The 17,990-nt window shown below is 61.1% G+C and carries 16 protein-coding genes and 1 other RNA gene; 7 read left to right on the forward strand and 10 right to left on the reverse strand.

Annotated elements, in window-relative coordinates; translation table 11 throughout:
- Both BW995_RS14590 and BW995_RS14595 read left to right on the forward strand, forming a co-directional pair.
- Entirely contained in the window at positions 1-1,431 is a 1,431-nt protein-coding gene (locus BW995_RS14590) for an efflux transporter outer membrane subunit (RefSeq protein ID WP_139332939.1), read from the forward strand.
- Positions 1,432-1,689: 258 nt separating this feature from the next.
- The gene (locus BW995_RS14595) at positions 1,690-3,906 is read left to right on the forward strand and encodes a sensor histidine kinase (protein WP_175617085.1); all 2,217 of its coding nucleotides are present in this window, start codon (positions 1,690-1,692) and stop codon (positions 3,904-3,906) included.
- Between the two features lie 527 nt (positions 3,907-4,433).
- Here the strand turns inward: BW995_RS14595 and BW995_RS14605 are convergent.
- Positions 4,434-4,709: a hypothetical protein gene (locus tag BW995_RS14605; protein WP_076401138.1), complete on the reverse strand. Its 276-nt coding sequence runs from the start codon at positions 4,707-4,709 to the stop codon at positions 4,434-4,436.
- A gap of 499 nt (positions 4,710-5,208) precedes the next feature.
- On the opposite strand from BW995_RS14605, the gene metC reads away from it, so the two are divergent.
- From metC to BW995_RS14620, 3 genes are read left to right on the forward strand one after another with little or no spacing between them, the layout of a single operon-like run.
- Positions 5,209-6,396 carry a cystathionine beta-lyase gene (metC, locus tag BW995_RS14610; RefSeq protein WP_076401139.1) on the forward strand — a complete coding sequence of 396 codons (1,188 nt, stop codon included), beginning with the start codon at positions 5,209-5,211 and terminating at the stop codon, positions 6,394-6,396.
- A 23-nt stretch (positions 6,397-6,419) separates the two neighbouring features.
- Entirely contained in the window at positions 6,420-6,824 is a 405-nt protein-coding gene (hisI, locus tag BW995_RS14615; RefSeq protein WP_076401140.1) for a phosphoribosyl-AMP cyclohydrolase, read from the forward strand.
- Positions 6,821-7,972: a CobW family GTP-binding protein gene (locus BW995_RS14620; protein WP_076401141.1), complete on the forward strand. Its 1,152-nt coding sequence runs from the start codon at positions 6,821-6,823 to the stop codon at positions 7,970-7,972. The genes hisI and BW995_RS14620 overlap by 4 nt, the downstream gene beginning before the upstream one ends.
- A gap of 5 nt (positions 7,973-7,977) precedes the next feature.
- Here BW995_RS14620 and BW995_RS14625 read toward each other — a convergent pair whose 3' ends face one another.
- The 6 genes from BW995_RS14625 to BW995_RS14650 all read right to left on the reverse strand — a co-directional run bounded on the left by BW995_RS14625 (position 7,978) and on the right by BW995_RS14650 (position 13,947).
- Positions 7,978-9,429, reverse strand: coding sequence for a multicopper oxidase family protein (locus BW995_RS14625; RefSeq protein WP_076401142.1), 1,452 nt, complete (start codon positions 9,427-9,429; stop codon positions 7,978-7,980).
- Between the two features lie 32 nt (positions 9,430-9,461).
- Positions 9,462-11,168: a GMC family oxidoreductase gene (locus tag BW995_RS14630; protein WP_076401143.1), complete on the reverse strand. Its 1,707-nt coding sequence runs from the start codon at positions 11,166-11,168 to the stop codon at positions 9,462-9,464.
- Between the two features lie 75 nt (positions 11,169-11,243).
- Entirely contained in the window at positions 11,244-11,780 is a 537-nt protein-coding gene (locus BW995_RS14635) for a sugar dehydrogenase complex small subunit (protein WP_076401144.1), read from the reverse strand.
- Positions 11,781-11,955: 175 nt separating this feature from the next.
- On the reverse strand, positions 11,956-12,393 hold the full coding sequence (locus BW995_RS14640) for a response regulator (protein ID WP_076401145.1): 438 nt from the start codon (positions 12,391-12,393) through the stop codon (positions 11,956-11,958).
- Positions 12,394-12,563: 170 nt separating this feature from the next.
- On the reverse strand, positions 12,564-13,079 hold the full coding sequence (locus BW995_RS14645) for a dihydrofolate reductase (protein WP_076401146.1): 516 nt from the start codon (positions 13,077-13,079) through the stop codon (positions 12,564-12,566).
- Positions 13,080-13,152: 73 nt separating this feature from the next.
- On the reverse strand, positions 13,153-13,947 hold the full coding sequence (locus tag BW995_RS14650) for a thymidylate synthase (RefSeq protein ID WP_076401147.1): 795 nt from the start codon (positions 13,945-13,947) through the stop codon (positions 13,153-13,155).
- 150 nt (positions 13,948-14,097) lie between these two features.
- Here BW995_RS14650 and ssrA point away from each other — a divergent pair.
- Together ssrA and BW995_RS14660 are read left to right on the forward strand one after the other, a co-directional pair.
- Positions 14,098-14,437, forward strand: a transfer-messenger RNA (tmRNA) gene (gene ssrA / locus BW995_RS14655).
- A 58-nt stretch (positions 14,438-14,495) separates the two neighbouring features.
- A complete protein-coding gene (locus BW995_RS14660; RefSeq protein ID WP_076401148.1) occupies positions 14,496-15,020 on the forward strand; it encodes an SspB family protein in 525 nt (174 codons plus the stop codon).
- Between the two features lie 117 nt (positions 15,021-15,137).
- Here the strand turns inward: BW995_RS14660 and BW995_RS14665 are convergent, their stop codons facing one another.
- The 3 genes from BW995_RS14665 to BW995_RS14675 form a co-directional block, all read right to left on the reverse strand.
- Entirely contained in the window at positions 15,138-15,809 is a 672-nt protein-coding gene (locus BW995_RS14665) for a lysozyme inhibitor LprI family protein (protein WP_076401149.1), read from the reverse strand.
- A gap of 367 nt (positions 15,810-16,176) precedes the next feature.
- Positions 16,177-17,142 carry a DMT family transporter gene (locus BW995_RS14670; RefSeq protein WP_076401150.1) on the reverse strand — a complete coding sequence of 322 codons (966 nt, stop codon included), beginning with the start codon at positions 17,140-17,142 and terminating at the stop codon, positions 16,177-16,179.
- A 55-nt stretch (positions 17,143-17,197) separates the two neighbouring features.
- A complete protein-coding gene (locus tag BW995_RS14675) occupies positions 17,198-17,962 on the reverse strand; it encodes a helix-turn-helix transcriptional regulator (RefSeq protein WP_076401151.1) in 765 nt (254 codons plus the stop codon).
- Positions 17,963-17,990 lie beyond the last annotated feature (28 nt).

Consider the following 17,990-nt stretch of genomic DNA (forward strand, 5'->3'; position numbering starts at 1 on the left):
ATGCAACAATATCGTATGCCCCTGCGCTGGGTTCTGCTGGCGGGTACCGCCCTTTTGCTGGCAGGCTGCGGGCCATTACTGGAAACGGAATACCAGGCCCCGACGGTGCAGGCGCCGCCGCAATGGTGGCAGACTGCTGGTGGTGTGTCGGTTGATCAGGTCAGTGTTGACCCGTGGTGGCGGGACTTCAACGACCCGCTGCTTGACCGCCTGATCGCTGAGGCCCTGACGAAGAACAATGATCTGGCCTCGGCGGCGATCAAGGTGCGCAAGGCGCGCCTGCAAGCGGGTCTGTCCGAGCGCGCCCTGTGGCCGTCGCTGTCGGTCGATGGCTCCGGGCAGGCGGAAAAGACCCTGCGCAATACCCAAAGCGGCAGCGGCTCTGCCGGTTCGAGCAAGGGCACCGAGCGCAGTTACAGCCTGAATGGCTCGGTCAGTTACGAAGCCGATCTGTGGGGCCGCCTCAGCCGGGCCGCCGACGCCACCCGCTGGGAAGCCGAAGCCACCGAACAGGACCGCGCCAGCACTGCCCTGTCGCTGACCGCCACCACCGCCACCCTCTATTGGCAGGTGTTGTATTATCAGGACCGGATGCGGCTGGCGCGCGAAAGCATTGCCTATACCCAGCGGTCGCTGGATCTGGTGCAGGCGCAGGTGGACAGCGGTGCAGCCTCGCCGCTGGAGCTGTTGCAGGCCCAGCAGAGTGTTGAAACACAAGAGGCCGAGGCGACCCAGATCGAGCAAAGCCTGATCGAAAGCCAGACCGCGCTGGCGGTGCTGTTTGATGGCCCGCCCAGGGCGATGGGGCTGGATGAGCTGCATTTGCCCACCACCCCCATTCCGGCGGTGCAGGCCGGAGTACCGTCGTCGGTGATGGCCCGTCGCCCCGATATCCGGGCGGCTGAATTGCGCCTGCGTGAAGCATTGGCAACCGTTGATGCCAAACAGGCCGATTACCTGCCTCAGTTGACGCTGACCGGCGGTGGTGGCAGTTCAAGTGCGACCTTGCTCAATCTGCTCAGTAATCCGGTGCTGACGCTGGGGGCTGGCTTGACCCTGCCGTTCCTGAACTGGAACGAAATGCAGATGAACGTCAAGGTGTCCGAGGCCGACTATCAGGATGCGGTGGTGTCGTTCCGCCAAACCCTCTACGCCGCCTTTGCCGAAATCGAAAACGCCCTGTCGGCCCGCCGGACCTATGCCGATCAGGCCGACCGTTTACAGCGGGCACTGGATGCGGCCCTACAGGTCGAGGACATCTATCAGGTGCGCTACAACGCCGGGGCGGCCACCATGCAGGAATGGCTGGACGAACAGGAAAAGCGCCGCACGTTGCAGGTGTCTTTGCTGGAAAACCGCTTTAACCGCCTGCAGGCACAGGCAACGTTGTACAAGGCGCTGGGCGGTGGCATGGGGGCTGTGCAGCAATAGGCCCCCCTTTAGAGCATTTTCAAGTTGACCGTCTCCGGTCAACGGCTCGGAAAATGCGGCCCTAAAAGGGAAGAGCGTTTTCGCTCGGTGTGAAAACGCTCTAACCCCTGACAAAGTGTGTTCCCTTAGCCATGGTTGCCATTTTTCTGTCGGATGGCAGGAAATGGCAATGATAGCATGACCAGTCTGTTTCTGATGGTCGTTGTGGGGGCGATGCACTCTGGTCAAAAAAGTCCGTCAAATACCGGGCCGATGATCATGTCTTCAGTTGGCGCTGAAGGCCGTGGTGGAGCCGTGCCCGGAGAGCCGGACAGCAAGCTGTCGTATCGTTCGGCGATGTGGGGATTGTCCCTTGGCGCTGCCGCCCTGCTGGGGGTGGCGGCCCTGATGGTGGTGATGGCCTTTCTGCGCATTGTCACCATCGCTGACAAGGCCGAGCAAGAGGTGGTGCCGCAGGTTCTGCTCCAGCAGCAACAGGCGGTGATGGCGGCGGATCTGGCGCGGGTCGCTGAAATGATCCTTGGCACCACCGACCGTGATGACCGGGCCAGCGCCCTCAATGAATCGGAAAGCATTGCCCACCAGTTTGCGCTGGTGGCCAACATTGATGTGCAGAGCAAACTGGACGCCGCGCTGCACGCGGTGCGGCGCAGCGCCTATCGGGCCGACATGCGCGATGCGCTGGACCAGTCGATCACCGGGCATCTGATTCGGGTCGATGCCCTGTTGCCGCCGTTGGGCGGGACGGTGGGCAAGGCCGACAGCTATGCCACCCAGTTGTTGTTTGAAACCCGCCATGTGTTGTACGAGGCCGCCATTGCGCCGACCGAGGCCCGTTTGCAGAACCTGCGCGAACGGTTTGCCGTTCTGGGGCAGGAAATGGCCACCGTCAGTCAGAACGGGGCCGTGCCCCGCACCGGGGGACGGGCCTTTACTCTGGAGGAGATGAACCGTTTTTCGGTCATTTTCGACCTGCGGGCGGAATCCCTGGCGGTGCGGGAACAGGTGCGCAGTGAAACCGCCACCGCCCGTCGTCAGTTGGCCGAGCTGTCCAACAGCCTGTCTGCCGATGCAGCGGCCAATGCCAGCCAGTCTGCCTCTGATATTGTGGCGATGGGCCATAGCGGGGTCATTCTGGTCGGTCTGGCGTCGGGCATCGCCTTGCTGGTGCTGGGGGCGGTGATGGTCTTTCTGGTCCGCCATACCATGGGGCCGATTTTGCGCGCCCATTCGGCGCTGGAAGCCATCCGCCGTGGCGAAACCGCCGTGCATGTCGAGCCGTCATCCCTGCGGGAATTCAACGCCATCGGCCAGTCGGTCGAGCAATTGGGAACGGTGCTGGCCCAGCTGAAGGTCAAGGAGCAAGCCGCGCTGCGGACGCAGGAGCAGTTGCAGTTCATTTTTGATGTTTCGCCGGTTCCGTTCATCCTCAACAACGTGGCGACCTCCGAGGTCATTGCCGCCAACGATGCTGCCTGTGCCCTGTTCCGTCTGGAGAAAGATGCCTTCGTCGGGCGGTTGATGCGTGAATTCTGGATTCACTCCCGCCATCGCGAGGAAATGATCTCGTTTCTGGAGCAGAATGGCAGCGTGAACGGCTTTGAAACCCACATGCTGACCTCGCAGGGCAGTGATTTCTGGGCCAACATTTCAGCCCGTACGGTGGTTCTGGATGGGACGCAGGTGGTTCTTTCGGCCTTTTACGACGTCACCGAACAGCGGGCCTATGAAACCCGTCTCCATGGACTGGTGCAGGATCTGGAGGACACCAACAGCGAGCTGGAGCAGTTCGCCTATGTTGCTTCGCATGATCTGCAAGAGCCGTTACGGTTGGTGATGAGCTATCTCCAACTGTTGAAAATGCGCAACGGAGACGCCCTCAGCTCCGAGGGGCAGGAGTTTCTGGGCTTTGCCGTCGATGCCGCCCGCCGGATGCAGCAAGTCATCCTCGACCTGTTGGCCTATTCCCATGTCGGGCGTGATGCGGCGGTGCCTCAGCCGGTTCCGTTACAGGAAGTGCTGCGGGATGTGCAGGAAATCCTGTCGGTCGCCATTGCCGAAACGCAGGGCCATCTGGATGTGGCCGAAAGTCTGCCGGTGCTGAAAGGCGAGCGGGGGGAGCTGGTCCGCCTGTTCCAGAATCTGGTCGGCAATGCGTTGAAATACCATGCAACCGATCGGTCCCCCCATATTCGCGTGTTCGCCCGGCAGGATAATGGCGGATGGGAAATCACCGTGGCCGATAACGGTATCGGCATCCCCGAAGACTATCGCAGCAAGGTGTTCGAAATGTTCCAGCGCCTGCATGGCGAGGGCGAATACAGCGGGACCGGCATCGGGCTTGCCATCTGCCGCAAGATTGTCGAACAGCACAAGGGCCGGATCTGGGTTGATCCCGATGGCGGGTGTGGTGCGCAGGGGCAGGGGTGTGCGCTGAAGGTGTGGTTGCCGGTGGTGGATGCCCTGACGGGGTAGAAAATTCGTAGGAGCGTACTGGCTATACTGCCTGAAACGTGTAGATTTTGAAGTTGCCAATCGTATTTATCTGCATCATATAATTAACCTTGATGATTGCAGATAGAATTTTTTTCTAGGAGAAATGTGTAATGGCCTGTTCTCTTTGCCGTGAGGAAGGGCATAATTCTCAGACATGCCCTAATGTGAGGCGTTGTTCTGGTTGTGGTCAACCGGGACATGATATAAGGAATTGCCCCAATGTACGACGTTGTTCTGGCTGTGGTAAGCCGGGGCATGACATAAGGAACTGTCCTAATGTGCGACGTTGTTCAAAATGCGGTAAGCCAGGACACGATTTAAGGAATTGCCCCGAAAGATAGCGGTAATTACCGTGCACCCAGACAAGTAAGTTTAAAGAAAAAATCCCCGTCATTGCTGGCGGGGATTTTCAGGTTTTGCCGCGATGGGTAAACGCGGGAAAAGCAGGCAGCCGAGGGCAGCGAGCGCAAAAGGGATTCCGCTTTTGCGCATCTTGCTGCGGAAAATCAGGCGGCTTGTTCTTCCAGGTCTTCCCGGCGCAGGCCGAAATGGCCAGTGCGCGCATGGGAACCATCGGGGAAACGCCAGACGGTCGGGGCGCTGCCGCCGCTCTGGGTCAGGGTCGGGCTGACGGCGTGGCCGCCAAAGCCCATGACGATTTCATCAGCCAGCGCGGCAATGGTTTCCGGCGCGATGCTGGCGCGCCAGTTGTTGCCATAGCGGCTTTCCATGGTCAGGGCAAAAAGGTTGTAAGCGTGCGTTGCGGTCGGCGTAACGGCCATGATGGTGACTCCTTACCCATAGTGGCGGCCCTGTCGGGGCCTTTTTGTCAGTGAAAACCGATCGTGGGCGATCGGTTTTGAAGAACTCTTTTCTGTTCTTCATTGCAGTGCAACATAACATATGCTGCGACTGCACACTACCAAAAAGTCTATATCAGGAAAGAGTTACCTAAGACCCGCTGTGCGGGTTGTGCTCCCATATGGCCTTGATAGCGCACGGCATTGGTATACTTTTCTGCGCTGCGGTAGATGCTTGAAAACGACGGGTCGGATATGCGTCATATGCATGTCACCAATTCCGCCATTCCCATGGAAAGGGGGTGGCGGAAAGTCGCCATACCCGCGTATGCACACATTCCACCCAAAGTCGTAGAAAATCGGGGTGATAGGGCTGTTTTTCAAGGAGTAAACAGAACTGCCCCCTTGTGCCGACCCTGTCCGGGCAGGCACAATGCGACCCTTTGTATCCGCGACAGCCGCCACCCCGGAGCCTGGTCTGATGAAGAAAGAAAGCCGTATCGTTCATGCCGGTCTGCACCCTGACCGCTTTGAAGGCGTGGTGAATCCGCCGGTTTTCCGGGCGTCGACAGTGTTGGCTCCGACAGTGGCCGAGCTGAAAGCCCGTCATTCCCAGCGATTCGACGTGACCTATTATGGCCGCTATGGCACGCCAACCACCCGCGCCCTCGAGGAAGCGGTGGCCGAGATCGAAGGCGGCAGCAAGGCGATTCTGGTCAGTTCCGGGTTGGCGGCGATCAGTTCGACCTTGCTGGCCCTGCTGCGGCAGGGGGATCACCTGCTGATGGTTGACAGCGCCTATTACCCGACCCGGGCCTTCTGTGACCAGATTCTGGTCACCTATGGCATTGAGACCACCTATTACGATCCGATGATCGGTGCGGGCATTGCCGACCTGATCCGGCCCAACACGCGGGTGGTGTTTACCGAAAGCCCCGGTTCGCAGACCTTTGAAGTGCAGGACATCCCGGCGATTGCCGAGGCCGCCCATGCCGCCGGGGTGCTGGTGGTGATGGACAATACCTGGGGCCTGCTGTCGTTCCAGCCGTTTGAAAAAGGGGTGGATGTGTCGTTGCAGGCGGCGACCAAATATCTGGGTGGCCATTCCGATGCCATGCTGGGGACCATTGCCACCGCCGACCGCGCCCTGTGGGAGCGTATCAAGAACCACGTCTGCCTGATGGGCCACGCGGTGGGGACCGAGGAAGTGTACCTTGGGCTGCGCGGTGTCCGCACGTTGCCCATTCGCCTGCGGCAGCATTTCGAGGCCGGTCTGACGGTGGCGCGCTGGCTGGAAAGCCGTCCCGAGGTCGCCCGTGTCCTGCATCCGGCCTTGCCGGGCTGTCCCGGTCATGACCTGTGGAAACGCGATTTCACCGGCGGTTGCGGCCTGTTTTCGATTGAACTGGCGCTGCCGGCGTCGGGTGATCTGCCCGAGGCGGCGGTGAACGAGATGCTCGACCATTACCATTTCTTCAAGCTGGGGTATTCGTGGGGCGGCTTTGAAAGTCTGGTGGTTCCGGCAACGCCGCTGCGGACCGCTGCTCCGCTGCCTGCCGGAACCGGGCCGATTGTGCGTTATCACGTTGGCCTCGAAGATACCGATGACCTGATTGCCGATCTGGAACAGGGATTCGACCGATTGAAGGCCGCTGTGGCCGCGCTGTGATTTTTGTGTAAGGAAAGAGGACGATGACGGTTTCTACCGCTGCCCTGTACGAGCTGTTGGCCGCTGTCAAATTCGACAGCAACGGTCTGGTGCCGGTGATCGCTCAGCAGCATGACACCGGCGAAGTGTTGATGATGGCCTACATGAACCGGGACGCCATCGAAGAAACCCTGCGGCTGGGCCGCGTCTGTTACTGGTCGCGTTCGCGGCAGGCGATGTGGCGCAAGGGCGAAACCTCGGGGCAGGTGCAGAATCTGGTCGATCTGCGGCTGGATTGCGACGGCGACACCCTGCTGGCGCTGGTCGATCAGGAAGGCGTGGCCTGTCATACCGGTCGCCGCAACTGCTTCTTTCTCGCCATTCGCGGCAACCAGTTGACCACCATCAGCGAGCCGCTGGTCAGTGAAAAGGACTTGTACGGAAAATGAGTGATACCCCGCTGCCGCTGGCTGATACCATTCCCGTCACCATCCTGACCGGCTTTCTGGGCAGCGGAAAGACCACGCTGCTCAATGCCCTGCTCAAGCATCCGGCGATGGGCGAAACGGCGGTGGTGATCAACGAATTCGGCGAAATCGGCCTTGATCATCTGCTGGTCGAAGCGGTCGATGATGATGTGGTGCTGCTGAATTCCGGCTGTGTGTGCTGTACCGTCCGTTCGGATCTGGTGACCACCCTGCGCGACCTGTTTCTGAAACGGGTGCGCGGTGTGGTGCCGGAATTCACCCGCATGGTGATTGAAACCACCGGGCTGGCCGATCCGGCGCCGATCCTGCACACCCTGATGACCGACCCGCTGCTGTCGGCGCGCTATCGGCTGGACGGGATTGTCACCACCGTTGATGCGGTGAATGCCACCAGCCAGCTCGACCGTCAGCCCGAGGCGGTGAAGCAGATTGCGGTCTCTGACCGTCTGGTGCTGACCAAGGGCGACCTGCTGGCCGGTCCGGCGGCGCGGGAGGCACTGGTGGCGCGCCTGCGGCGGATCAACCCGGCGGCTCCGCTGCTGTGGGTGGAGCATGGGCAGGCCGAGCCGGATGAGCTGATCAACGCCGGGCTGTTCTCGTCGGCCAGCAAGCATCCGGATGTGGCGCGCTGGCTGCGCGAAGAAGCCTATCGTGAGGCCGAGGCCCATGAGGGCCATCACCATGATCATCATCATGGGCATGACTGTACGCACGAGCACTGTGACCACCCGGATCATCACCACGGCCACGACCATGAGGGCCACGAGCATCACCACCACCACGACGTCAATCGCCATGACGACCGGGTGCGGGCCTACTCACTGGCCTTTGAACAGCCGCTGGACTGGGATGCCTTTGTGACAGCGATGGAGATCCTGATTGCCAGCCGGGGCGAAGACCTTCTGCGCATCAAGGGCATCCTGAACGTCAAGGACGAGCCCAAGCCGGTGGTGGTTCACGGCGTGCAACATGTTTTCCATCCGCCTGCCGGTTTGCCCGGTTGGCCGAGTGATGATCATCGCTCGCGGATTGTGTTCATCACCCGCGATATCGACCGGGCGCTGATTGAACGCCTGTTGGTCGATACCCTCGGGCAGTCGCCGGTGTAAGGCGGTCAAACCACCTCGATCCCCTGCATCATCCCCATGTCTTCGTGGGTCAGTACATGGCAGTGGAACACAAAGGTGCCGGTATAGGTACGGAAGCGGGTGCGAAAGGCGATGCTCTGATACGGGGGGATTTCAACCGTATCCAGCCAGCGCCCGGCAGGCACCCGGCCACCACTGAGCATCTGGAACGGGTTGACGTGGATGTGGAACGGGTGAATGTCGGCGGTCTGGTTGGTGATGTGCCATTCCTCGACCGCGTTCAGCGGAATTTTCCACGTATCAGAGCAGGAAAACGGCTGTTCATTGATGGTGAACAGTACATGGTCCGGGGCACCGGTCATGCCAAAGGTCAGGCGGCGGCCATAGGTGACGTCGCTGTCGCTGATTGGCAGCAGCTCGGGGGGAACCGGCAGGCTGCCCTGATACAGCGGCATGTCCTGCGGCGGGCCTTCCACCCGCACCCAGGCAATCAGTTCCTGGGTGTCGATGCCGGTCAGGGCGTAAATGCCGGGGGCACCGCCCTTGATCAGCACATCGGCCCGGTTGCCGGGGGACAGCCGCAGGCGCTCGGTGGTCTGGGTGTAGGGCAGCGGGTTGCCGTCATAGCACAGCCCGACCAGCAGGTGCTGGGCGACCTGCAGGCTGTAAAAGCTGGCATGGGTGGCGTTGATGATCCGCCAGCGCTGCACTTCACCCGGTTGCAGGCTGATCACCGGGGCCTGTTGTCCGTTGACATAGGTCGGGCCGTTGCGGTCCAGCAGGGCATAGTCATCACAGCGCCCGGCGCCATCAAAGCGCTGGCTTTGCAGCACCAGAATGCGCTCGCGGGCAGCCTTGATTTCTGGAATGTCGTCGAGCGGGCCTTCGACAATCAGCGGCCCGGCCATCCCGCCCGACACCTGTAACGCCACCGAGCCATGGAAGTGGGCGTGATAGAAATAGGTGCCGTTGGGGTGGTCGGCGGGAATGTCATAGCGGTAATGGTAGGACTCCCCCGGCTTGACCATCATCAGGATGTTGTCGGCGGGCGAGTTGGGCGACACATGCAAACCGTGCAGGTGCATGTTGGTGGTCCCCAGCCCATGCGGCACGTTGTCCGGCTGGTCGTCGGGCGTCGCGGTACACAGATAGTCGCCGCCAGTGGGCAGCAGGGCGTTTTTCAACAGCAGGCGCAGCGTCTCGCCGCCGCGCACCCGGATCACCGGCCCGACCGCCAGATCGTTGTAATGGCGCAGGCTGACGGTCTGGCCCGCCAGCGCGTAAGGCCGCTCGTTGGCTTCGATGACCACCTCGCCGTCTGCGGTGCGCGGGGCGGGCTTTGGTTCGACCAGCGGCGGGCCAAAGATCAGACCATCCTGACCAGCGCAACTGGTCAGCGACAGGACGCCCGCTCCGGCGAGGGCACCTTTCAGAATGGTACGACGGGACAGCAGGGACGGGGGGCGCGGTGTGCTCATGGGGATGATCCTGCGACAACGGAAAGGGGATTTCAGGACGCAATGCTGTCCCGCCAGGTGGCCAGAATGTGATCGGCGGCCCGCAAGGTGATGGCGGCATTGGTCAGTGTCGGAGAGCAGACGGTGGTGGTGACAAAGGTGCTGTTGCCCAGCAGGAACAGGTTCGGGTGATCGTGGCTGCGGCCAAAGCTGTCAACCACCGAGGTCTTGGCGTCATCCCCCATGCGGGTGGTCCCGGCGATGATGGCGGCGGACCCCATCGGTGGCGACTGGGTGATGTTGGTCGCCCGCATCGCCCGCAATACCGACAGGTCGCGCTCGCGGGCTTCCTTGATGCCTTCGCGGGTATAGTCATCAACGTGATAGTGCAGGTGAGGACGCGGCAGGCCCAGCGGATCGGTCAGGTGCTCGTCAAGCGTCAGACGGTTGTCGGCGGACGGCATCACCTCGACGGTGCTCGACAGATAAACTTCGCGGGAACTGCGGCTGGCGACTTCCTTTGCCAGCGCCTCGCCCAGCAGGCCATCGTTGATCGCCGTCTGGGCTTCGATCATCGGGCCCAGCGCCATGTTGATGCCGCCGTTGACGATGAAGGTTGCCACCGAGGCAAATTTCTTGCGGAACTCGCCGTCGCGCAGCCCGAGGAAACCGCCGGTTGCGGTCACCGGGCCGCGATAGGGATAGACCGGGTTGGGGCTCCAGCCATAGGTATCGACATCCACCGCGCCGGTCAGGTAGCGACCAGCGGTCCCCGAGCTGTTGGCGATGCCGTTCGGGTGACGATCCGAGGCGGACAGCAGCAACAGGCGCGGCGTTTCAATGGCGTGGCAGGCAATGATGAACAGCTTGCCCCGGGCGACGCCGACGCGGCCATCAGGGTGCTTGAACCAGACGGCGGTGATCCGTTCGGGCTGTCCGGCGCTGGGCGGGGTGGTTTCAATCAGCCAGGCCACCCGTTCGGGGTACAGGCGGGCTCCGGCCTGTTCGGCCTTCATCACATGGACGCTGCCGTCGTACTTTGCCCCGATCGGGCAGATGATCCGGCAGTTGGCATTGCCGCAGCACTGCGGGCGGTTGTCATAGGCCACCGAGTTGCGGGCGTGCGGATAGCCCTTGACCTCGACCGGCGGCGACAGGGTGGCGGCGGCGGCGGCCACTTGTCGGTCCAGCCAGGTCAGGGGAACCGGCGGCATCGGATAGGGCTTTTCGCGCGGCGGGGCGATGGTGTCGGTCATGCTGCCCGCCACCCCCCAGTCGATTTCGGCCTGATAGTACCAGGGCTCGAGGGTCTGATAGCTGATCGGCCAGTCATCGCCGACGCCATAGGCGCTGCGGGTGCGGAAATCGTTGGGCTGGAACCGTTCGGCGTGGCCGGTCATGTGCCACGAGGTGCCGCCGACGCCACGGACATAAATCCCCTGAAACAGGTCAAGGTCGCTGCTGGCCCCCGGCAGGGGACAGCCATTCTGGACATAATAGTCACAGGCTCCATCCGGGGCCGGAGCCCACGGCGGGCTGACATAGGGCGAATTGGCGTCTTTCCACGGGGTGCGGTGAAAGCGGGCCACCGCTTCATCGCGGCGAATTTTCGGACCAGCATCCAGAATGGCCACCGAATGGCCTGCCTGCGCCAGTTTCCAGGCACTCATGCCACCGGCAACGCCGGCTCCGATCACGATCACGTCGGCGGTAATGGTTTCTTCTGGCTGGCTGGGCAGGGGGGCAGGGCGATAGGTCATGGCAAAGGGTTCCCCGTTAAAAAAACGCAGGTGGGAAAAATGCAGGCGTGACGGTCTGTCAAAGGAATGGAAAAATCAGGCCGGATCGTGCCAGTAGCCAAACGGCCCGCCGCAGTTGGCCGGGGGTTTGGTAAAGGTGCAGGCGCGCCAGGCCAGAGCGTTGTCATAGGTGATCACCCGCTCGCCGCCGGTGGTGGCGGTAAAGTCAACGGCACCGGTGTACCAGATCAGCGCGACCTTGCCAGCGATGGCGGTTTTCCCGGCCAGTCTGATGTTGTCTTCCCAGTGGCCTTTTCCCATCCGCATGAAGTAGAACAGCGCGCGCAATTCCTTTTCCGCCGCCGCGGTTGGGGTGAGGGCGGTCCAGATGCGGTTACCCAGCTCGATATAGCTGTTATCGAGGGGAATGCCGGTCAGTTTGGAGGAAAGGGCGAGGAAATCGGCCGGGGCTTCGCGGATTTCGTCATCGGCTGCCGATTCTTGCAGGGCTGCGTGCGCACTGGCCGGAGCAAAGGGGAGCGCCGCTGTTGCGCTGACCACGCCCAAGGCTCCCAATCCTTCCAGCACCGTGCGGCGACTGCTATCCGCAGGTCGCTCATCGTGGGTGTTCATGCCCCTGTCCCCCTGTTTGATGGTTCCCCCCAGAGATCATGCACAGGCGGCATGCTCTGATGTGTTCCCTTCATGATTGTGTCTGTTGGGGGAGCTGTCAAATGGTTGTCCCGTTGCCTGCCGGGTTATGGCTAAAGGGCAACAGGGATCAACCGGGGGACAAAATCAGGCAGTATCAGGTCTTGGGCAGGGTGACGGTGCGCAGCCAGAATTCTTCAAAGCTGCGAATGGCTTCGACAAAGCGGTCGAATTCTACCGGCTTGACCATGTAGGCGTTGGCCCCCAGCGCATAGCAGGCGTTCACATCGTCACGGGCCGACGAGGTGGTGAGCGCCACCACCGGAATCGAGCGCAGGGCGGGATCGCTTTTCATGTCGGCAAGCACTTCGCGGCCATTGCGGCGGGGCAGGTTCAGGTCCAGCAGCACGATGTCCGGCGTTGGTGAATCGACGAACGGGCCGGTTTTGCGCAGATAGTGCAAAGCCTGTTCGCCATCGCTGACGTGATGGATGTTGCTGGTGCTTGTCCCATGGCGCAAAGCCTCGAACGTCAGGCGGGCGTCCCCCGGGTTATCCTCCACCAGCAGAATTTCGATCGGTCGATTGAGGGCCATCTCACCATTTCTCCGGCGGCTGAGCCTTGTACGGGGGAAGACAAGGGGAACGGGGCAGGCAGAGGTGTGGTCCAACAACGGTGAAACCACAGCAGCCTGCTCTCACTTTGTGCGGTCGCAAAGAGGCTCGTCAAGCGGTAACAGAAAAATGTCAACAGGAGTATGTAATTTTATACAGCGCGACGTTCCAGGACAACGAATTCGTGGGTGCAGCGACCATTTTCGGCGGGGGCCCCCGGCTGGCGGCTGATTTCGTGCCATTCGCTGCGGTCAAAGGGCGGGAAATAGGTGTCGCCCGCCGGGTCCAGATGGACCTCGGTCAGATACAGCCGGTCGGCCAGCGGCAGGGCCATGGCAAAAATATCCGCGCCGCCGATGATCATCACCTCTTGCCCGGGGTCATGCTGGCGGCACAGCTCCAGCGCATGCGGCAGGCTGTAGGCGATGGTGATGCGGTCGGCATGGTCGGCGGCGGGTGTCCAGCTCTGGCTGCGGGTCAGCACCACGTTATGGCGCTGGGGCAGTGGGCGACCGAGAGAGTCATAGGTTTTGCGCCCCATCACCACCGCCTTGCCGATGGTGGTCTGTTTGAAATAGCGCAGATCATCCGGCAGATGCCACGGCATGCTGTTGTTCAGGCCAATCACACCGTTATCGGCCACCGCGACCACCAGCGACAAAGTCATCGTTTGCTCATTTGACTATAGGGACGGAACAGACCACAGGGACTGGGTGAGGTGTAGGGTAGGGTGGGGTGCCCTAAACTGCAATCGGCGCCTTGATCGAGGGCTCGGCCACATAGCCTTCGAGGGTGAAGTCTTCGTAGCGGAAGGCGAACAGGTCGGTGATGGCGGGGTTCAGGTGCATCTGCGGCAGCGGGCGGGGTGTTCGTGCCAGTTGCATCTGTGCCTGTTCCAGATGATTGAGGTACAGGTGGGCATCCCCCAGCGTATGAACGAATTCCCCCGGCCGCAGGCCGCAGACCTGCGCAATCATCATCGTCAGCAGGGCGTAAGAGGCGATGTTGAACGGCACGCCGAGAAAAATGTCGGCGGAGCGCTGATACAGCTGGCAGGACAGTTTGCCCTCTGCGACGTAAAACTGGAACAGGCAGTGACAGGGCGGCAGGGCCATCGAGTCCACCTGCGCCGGGTTCCATGCCGAGACAATCAGCCGACGGGAGTCCGGGTTGCGGCGGATTTGCTCCAGCACGGCGCTGATCTGGTCAAGGCTGCCGCCATCGGGGGTTGGCCACGAGCGCCACTGGGCGCCATAGACCGGCCCCAGATTGCCGTTTTCATCGGCCCATTCATCCCAGATGGTCACGCCATTGTCGCGCAGGTAGGCGATATTGGTTTCGCCCTTCAGGAACCACAGCAATTCGTGGATGATCGACCGCAGGTGCAGTTTCTTGGTGGTCAGCACCGGAAAGCCTTGCGCCAGATCAAAACGCATCTGATGGCCGAATACCGACAGGGTACCGGTGCCGGTCCGGTCTTCCTTGCGGGTGCCGTTGGTCAGCACATGGCGCATCAGGTCAAGATATTGCTGCATGATGGAATCTTTGCGGTGCTGGGGTCAGGACAGAAAGCCGATAGGGGCGGCTTTATAGACGGCGGACCATAACATAACAAGCCTGCTGCGCCCTGACCATTGCCCGCAGGCAGGGGGGGCAGGACAGGCCGGGACGGAGTCTTCACAATAACACTTGCGCTGTCAGAGGAACGCCTTATATTTGGCCCTGTCAGGGTTCGCCCTGTCTATGATGCTAAACTCTAGTCGAAATAATCGTTATGGACCCGGGGGCAGTGCCCGGCGCCTCCACCACTCCAAGGTTCGTCACTCAAGGGATTGCGATCCCGACGGACGCTGTGGGGGCGAAACAGGATCGACATGCGTGGTAAAGGGCTAGACTGTATCCGGCATTGTACCGCCGTCATCGGGCTATATTTACACATGCCAACGACAACGTTGAGTATGCCGCTGCCGCTTAATAACCGGTAAGCGCGGTTCGGAGGGCACCGGGCAACAGAAGCCCTCCACTTGCTTTTCGGGCGGTGTCAAGGTGGCAGGCCGCCCTTTGACGTAAGGACTCGAGTAGAGTGGACGAGCCGAGCATCTCCTATGAACAGCTGGTCGAGCGTGCCTTGCGCGGTGTGCTGCGCGAAGCCCTGATTATGACCCGTGACAGCGGTCTGCCCGGTCAGCACCATTTCTATATCACCTTTCGCACCGGCCATTCCGGCGTGCAGATGCCGCCGCGTCTGAAGGCGATGCACCCCGACGAAATGACCATCGTGCTCCAGCACCAGTTCTGGGAACTGACTGTCGAGCCGGAGTGGTTTTCGATCGAGCTGTCGTTCTCGGGCAAGCGCGAATACCTGAAGGTCCCCTTCGAAGCGGTGACCGCCTTCGCTGACCCCTACGCCAAGTTCGGCCTGCAGTTCCAGATCGAACTTGATGGCGATTTCGACGAGTTCCTCGACGAAGACGATCTGGAAATTGACGGTATTCTGGACGAAAATGGTGTTGGTGATGCCGCTGGCAAAAAGCCCGCCGCCGACGCCAAGACCACCGAGGGCGGTGACAGCAAAGTGGCGACGCTGGACGCTTTCCGCAAAAAGTAAGCCGGTCCCACTGGATCAGACAAAAAACCCCGCAGCCTCGGACTGCGGGGTTTTTTGTGCCATTGACCACCATACACGACAGGAAGAACACAAGACTGCGGAGCGCTGCTCCACGCTTCAGTTTTCTTCGATTGTCGGAGGCGCGCTGGAGGTTTGCTTGTAGCTGCCAGTGCTGGACACGTTCATCCCCATTCCGCAATCGCCGGTTTGTACCACGTCCAGCTTGTGGCTGCCAAAGGTCAGGGCCAGCGAACATTCCCCGTATTCGGTACTGGAATAGGTGGCACGATTGCCCTGTAGGGCCGCTTCGCCGCTCAGTTCGCCGGTATTCATCCGGTAGACGGCAGAGATCGAGAACCTGATGGTGGCGCTGTTGGTCTGCAGCACCTTGACTTCACTGGAAAAGATATCGCCCTTTTGGACCAGATAGGTTCCGGTGATACCCGAGGTCGCTGTTCCGGTCATTGCCGTCAGGTTGCTTTTCCCCTGCAGGGTATTCAGGCGTGCCTGATAGGCACCGGTCAGACAGGCCGGCGTCTGGCACTGATTGCGCTGGGCCAGCCAGGCTTTCTGTTCAGTTTTTAGCCCGTCCTTGTTGCTGGTTGTTGCCAGTGCTCCCTTGTACGCTTGTGCAAGCTGACTATCGAGGTCCGAGAGGGCAGGGTCTCCACAGATGGCCTTTTCGATCATGGTACCCGCTTTTGCACAGTCAAAGCTGGCGGCGTGTGCCGGGGCAATCGTCAGCAGGCCGAGCGCGATGGCAGCTCCGGCGATGGGATGGACGGTCATGGGAGGCTCCTGTCGGATGAGGGCAGAGAACGGGCTTCATGCACTGCATATACACTCGTGTCATACTACCATGAGTTGGTCTAGAGCGTTGTGCGAAAAGTGGGAACCGGTTTTCGCGTAAACAATGCGACAGAACAAAAGGTTAGATTAGTGTGCCTGCGTCGGATCACAGTACACGACAAAAAACAAAAAGATCATGGAGCGCGGCTCCAAACCTCGCCGGGGCCTTGAGGCCCCGGACCCCATTGATTTGATTTTTAAAGAAAAATGGGGGTTTGGGGGCATCGCCACCAAACGGGTTTGGGCGGTAGCCCACACTGATCCCCCCAATTGTCGTGTCCTGTAGCGTCAGATTGAACGCACCCTGCTAGGTATTTAGGCCCGGCACGCCTTGCATCTCCTGACGACGGTGGTGGCGCTGATGGCCGGAAAGGCACGACAGAACGCTGAGGACCACCAGCGCAAAGGCGGTGCCTTCCAGAGCCGTCGGCCAGCGCTGTTCCCACAAAAAGCCGTACAGCAAGGCAAAAACGGTTTCAAACAGGATCATCTGCCCGACCAGCGTCAGCGGCAACAGCTTGCTCATCTGGTTCCAGAACTTGTTACCGACAATCGACGCCAGCAGGGCCACGATGAGGGAGACGGCTGTCAGTTTTCCCCATGCCTGTAGATCGTGCGATGCGGTGGGGGCAAAGAGCAGCACCAGCGGAATCAGCCCCAGCGCCTGAACCCCGGTTACCAGACCGGTGAGAAGATTCCAGTCTTGAGCGGAAAGAGGCTCTACGCGCGCAAGCCAGCGGCTATTGTTGACGGCAAAGGTTGTCCACGATGCCAGCGCCCCGATGGCACACAGAAGGCCGATCACTGTGTCCGGGGCGGCGGAAAAATCGCGCAGGGCAGACCAGCCAATGCACACCGCCCCGGCGGCACACAGCAGCAACGACGGGATTAACGCCCGCAACGGCACCGCATTGCGATCACGGCTGCCGATGATCGTCACCGCAACCGGCATGAAACCAATCACCAGAGAGGTGAGGGCGATCCCTGCCAGTTGGACCGCACTGGCAAGCAGGACGTAGTAAAGGGTATTGGCCAGAAATGCCAACCGGAACAGGGCGGCCCATTCCCGCCGGGTGAGGTGATGGCGAATGGCCCGCCAGCGCGGCATAATCAAAAGCAGGGAAAGCAGGCCATAGGCCAGATAACGCCCGGCGGTCAGGTGAAGCGGGCTGAAATCGCGGATGACTTCGGGGGCGAGAAACACCAGCCCCCACATCATGCCTGCCCCCATGCCAAAGAGGACGCCCGCAATGGTATTGTGTGTCTTGACCATGAAAGTCTCCTGAATGGTCGCCCACTATGGCCACCATGGCGGGAGGCAGTCTTGATCAGGACTCTTGTTGTTTGGGCCGGGACTCCTGATGGCAGGCGCGATAGGCCGCAGGGGTCATGCCGGTCGCCTTGCGCAAGGCGCGGGTCAGGGCGCTTTGGTCGGCATAGCCTGCGCGATAGGCGATCTCGGCCAGCGGCAAGCGGGTGGATGCCAGCCAGTGCCGGACGCGGCCAAGACGGGCTTCGGCCAACCACGCCTTGGGGGTCGTCTGCAACTCGGCGCGGAAGACCGCATGGAGACGACTGTTGCTCAGGCCCACGCGGTTCGCCATTTCGCTGGTGGTCCAGGGATGGAACGGGTCCTTGCTCAAGGCCGCCAGCAGAGGGGTCAGGCGTGAGGGAGGAGGAAGGCTGTCACCCGCCAGAGCTTCGAGCAGCAACGGGGACCACAGTTGCAGGCGCTGGTCCGGGATGCCGCCCTTTTGCAGCGATGCGCCCATGTAGTCGATCAGGCTGTTGGCCTCCGGGCTGAGCGGCAGCCAGGTCTGGTCGGTGAAGTGATCGGCAAGGGTCGGGGGCAGGCGGTTGCTGTCAAGGTCAACAATCAGAAACCGGTTGGGCTGGGCACTGGTCTGGGCATGGCGCTGGCCCGGCTCGACATAGGCGGCAAGCTGGCGGGTTAGCTGCGCCCCACGGCCAGTAATGTCAATGTCCAGCGACCCGATCAGCGGCAGGACCAACTGGGCGTGATCGTGCTGATGCGCCAGACTGTCGGCGCTGTACTCCCGCAAGGAGAGGGCAAAGAAGGATGAAACGGTCATCGCACCCACTCCTGACACGGACCTTGTG

Origin of the sequence: Insolitispirillum peregrinum, assembly GCF_900156605.1 — a bacterium.
GTDB lineage: Bacteria > Pseudomonadota > Alphaproteobacteria > Rhodospirillales > Rhodospirillaceae > Insolitispirillum > Insolitispirillum peregrinum.

Bases quoted from the DNA above. Each gene is read 5' to 3' on its own strand.
- BW995_RS14630 (WP_076401143.1), bottom strand. From the start codon at position 11,168: ATGACCTATCGCCCTGCCCCCCTGCCCAGCCAGCCAGAAGAAACCATT.
- BW995_RS14665 (WP_076401149.1), bottom strand. From the start codon at position 15,809: ATGACCGTCCATCCCATCGCCGGAGCTGCCATCGCGCTCGGCCTGCTG.
- metC (WP_076401139.1), top strand. From the start codon at position 5,209: ATGAAGAAAGAAAGCCGTATCGTTCATGCCGGTCTGCACCCTGACCGC.
- BW995_RS14650 (WP_076401147.1), bottom strand. From the start codon at position 13,947: ATGCAGCAATATCTTGACCTGATGCGCCATGTGCTGACCAACGGCACC.
- hisI (WP_076401140.1), top strand. From the start codon at position 6,420: ATGACGGTTTCTACCGCTGCCCTGTACGAGCTGTTGGCCGCTGTCAAA.
- BW995_RS14640 (WP_076401145.1), bottom strand. From the start codon at position 12,393: ATGGCCCTCAATCGACCGATCGAAATTCTGCTGGTGGAGGATAACCCG.
- BW995_RS14595 (WP_175617085.1), top strand. From the start codon at position 1,690: ATGTCTTCAGTTGGCGCTGAAGGCCGTGGTGGAGCCGTGCCCGGAGAG.
- BW995_RS14645 (WP_076401146.1), bottom strand. From the start codon at position 13,079: ATGACTTTGTCGCTGGTGGTCGCGGTGGCCGATAACGGTGTGATTGGC.
- BW995_RS14605 (WP_076401138.1), bottom strand. From the start codon at position 4,709: ATGGCCGTTACGCCGACCGCAACGCACGCTTACAACCTTTTTGCCCTG.
- BW995_RS14635 (WP_076401144.1), bottom strand. From the start codon at position 11,780: ATGAACACCCACGATGAGCGACCTGCGGATAGCAGTCGCCGCACGGTG.
- BW995_RS14620 (WP_076401141.1), top strand. From the start codon at position 6,821: ATGAGTGATACCCCGCTGCCGCTGGCTGATACCATTCCCGTCACCATC.
- BW995_RS14675 (WP_076401151.1), bottom strand. From the start codon at position 17,962: ATGACCGTTTCATCCTTCTTTGCCCTCTCCTTGCGGGAGTACAGCGCC.
- BW995_RS14670 (WP_076401150.1), bottom strand. From the start codon at position 17,142: ATGGTCAAGACACACAATACCATTGCGGGCGTCCTCTTTGGCATGGGG.
- BW995_RS14625 (WP_076401142.1), bottom strand. From the start codon at position 9,429: ATGAGCACACCGCGCCCCCCGTCCCTGCTGTCCCGTCGTACCATTCTG.
- BW995_RS14590 (WP_139332939.1), top strand. From the start codon at position 1: ATGCAACAATATCGTATGCCCCTGCGCTGGGTTCTGCTGGCGGGTACC.